The sequence below is a fragment of the Luteibacter sp. P4_E6 genome (genome assembly GCF_056401535.1).
Window position 1 is genome coordinate 1 of record NZ_JBFUJE010000551.1, and the last position, 2,451, is coordinate 2,451.

Genomic DNA, 2,451 nt, shown 5'->3' on the forward strand with positions numbered 1-2,451 from the left:
CAGTCACACCCTCGGCATCGTCGTAGGCCGCGACCAGCGTATCCACCGGCTTGACCTGGTCGGCGCCAACGATGAAGTGCGCCTTGGGGCCCAGCCTCTCGCGCACCGACCGCAATAGCGCGATCGCCTCATCCGGCACGAAATTGCCGATCGTCGAACCCGGAAAGAACGCCACCACTGGCCTGCCGGCAAGGGCGCCAGGCACGTCGATGGCGCGGGTGAAATCACCGACCACCGGGTACACCTCCAGCGCCGGATACGCGGAGCGCAGCCGCTCTACCGCCCCGTTGAGGGCATCCACGCTGATGTCGACCGGGACGTAAGCCGAAATCTGTGGCGCCGCGTCGAGAAGTACACGCGTCTTGTCACTCGCGCCGCTACCCAGTTCGAGCAGCACGGCGCCATCCGGAATGGTTGCCGCCAGTGCCGGTGCGATGTCGTGCAACAACGCCGTTTCGGTGCGCGTCGGGTAATACTCGGGCGTGACGCAGATGGCTTCGAACAAGGCCGATCCAGCGGCGTCGTAGAAGTACTTCGGCGAGAACGCCTTCGGCGATGCCGACAAACCTGCGAGCGTGTCACGCAGGAAGGTCAGGCGATCGTCGTCCGGAGAACTGCCGACATCGCGCGCCAGGCGCAGGCCGGAAAACATCCAGCGCTGGCCCGGACGATAGAAATTCCGGTAAGACGGCCGGACGTGATGCGGCGGCGTCACGCTGGCGCCACCCCGCAACACCATCTGGCCACTCATGAACTTGCCGTTGTATTCACCGACGGCATCATCCGTCGCACGGAAACCTGGATACGGCGAATAGGCGCTGGTGGTCCACTGCCAGGCGACATCCGAAACCTGGTCCAGATCGGTACGCGTGCGAACGGCGTGCTCCCACTCGGCTTCGGTCGGCAGGCGTGCGCCGGCCCAGCGGGCGAAGGCTTCCGCCTCGTAATAGCTAATGTGCGTTACCGCGGCATCGGGGTCGACCGGTTTCCAGCCACCCGGCGTCATATGCGACCAGACATCACCCTCGCGACGCCAGTACAGCGGTGCCTCCCAGCCCTCCTCCTGACGTTGTGACCAACCGTCGGAGAGCCAGAGGTCCGCCCGGCGATAGCCTCCCAGCGCCATGAAGGCGAGCCACTGCCCGTTGGTCACGAGACGATCGGAGATTTCGAACGGTTCCAGCCACACCGTATGGCGAGGCCCTTCGTTGTCGAACGCGAAGTGCTCGTCCACGACGCCGATGCGTACCGGACCACCGCCGATGCGACGGAAGCGGCCGCTGGGGCCGGGTGCCTCTGTCGGGCATGCCGGAGCGAGCGCCGGCTTGAGCGGCGACTGGGCGAACAGGTGCTGCACGTCCATCACCAGCAATTCCTGGTGCTGTTCCTCGTGGGCGAAGCCAAGGCGCAGCAACGCCTCCAGTTCCGCCGAGGGCATCTCCCGCAGGAAGGCACGCATGTGCGCGTCGACGTGGTGGCGATACGCGACCACCTGTGCCACCGACGGACGCGTCAGAAGGCCACGCAAGGGGCGCGGATGTCGCGGTCCCACCGCCTCGTAGTACGAGTTGAAGAGGTAACCGAAGTCGGCATCGAATACCTCGTAGCCGGGCACGTTGGGCCCGAGCACGAAGGTTTCGAAGAACCAGGTGGTATGCGCGAGGTGCCATTTTGCGGGACTGGCATCGGGCATGGACTGGACGACCATGTCCTCGGCGTCTAGCGAAGCGACCAGTGCTTCGGTACGCGCACGGACGGCGTCGTAGCGGGCGAGAAGCGACTGGCCGGCGTTACATCGGGTCGCCGCCGCGTCTTCGTCGGGACGAAGAGCGGCGGCACCAGGCGCCCAGGTGGTATCGACGATGGCTTGCATGTTCAGGTTCCCTGCGCGGGCCGATCAGCCCGGCGTGTGCTCGATGCTGACGCGATCGGCGTAAAAGGCGAGATGTTCGCGAATCGGCGCGACCGCGTCGTAAGGCGTCTCGTAGGTCCAGATGGCGTTGATCGCTTTCTCGGCGTTGCCCGGCAGGCTGAAATACGACGCCTCGCCCTTATAGGGGCAATAGGAATGGTGCTCGGTCTTCGTCAGCGCGGCCATGTCGGCATCGGCGCGAGGAATGTAGAACACCGCCGGATAGGTGGATTCCTTGAGGGTCAACGCGTTGCGGGTGTCGGCGAGCACGCGGTCGCCATCACGCACGACCACACGGCCGCCCGACGGGGTGACAGTGATCGGGTGGTCTGGCCCTGGGATACGAACGGGACGGGAGGACATGGCAATCTCCTTCATGCGGGTTTGCTGCAAGCCACACATCGTGCGACCGCGGACCGCCGTTTCCAAGGCGACAATCCGGAATAGGTGACATTACCCGCAGGCAAAGCTGGCCGGATTGGACGTTTCTGACAGCCTAGCGCGGTTTGGCAAAGCGGTAATGGGCCACCAGCCACTCC

General features: G+C 65.0%; 2 protein-coding genes. Both read right to left on the reverse strand.

Annotation, left to right across the window (positions count from 1 at the left end; translation table 11 throughout):
- Positions 1-1,873 (reverse strand): ergothioneine biosynthesis protein EgtB (gene egtB / locus AC1DT2_RS20640; RefSeq protein ID WP_477298409.1); only part of this gene is annotated, 1,873 nt, incomplete at its 3' end.
- A gap of 24 nt (positions 1,874-1,897) precedes the next feature.
- Positions 1,898-2,275, reverse strand: coding sequence for a DUF427 domain-containing protein (locus AC1DT2_RS20645; protein WP_063572408.1), 378 nt, complete (start codon positions 2,273-2,275; stop codon positions 1,898-1,900).
- Positions 2,276-2,451 lie beyond the last annotated feature (176 nt).

Coding starts and splice junctions, on each gene's coding strand:
- AC1DT2_RS20645 (WP_063572408.1), bottom strand. CDS start 2,275: ATGTCCTCCCGTCCCGTTCGTATCCCAGGGCCAGACCACCCGATCACT.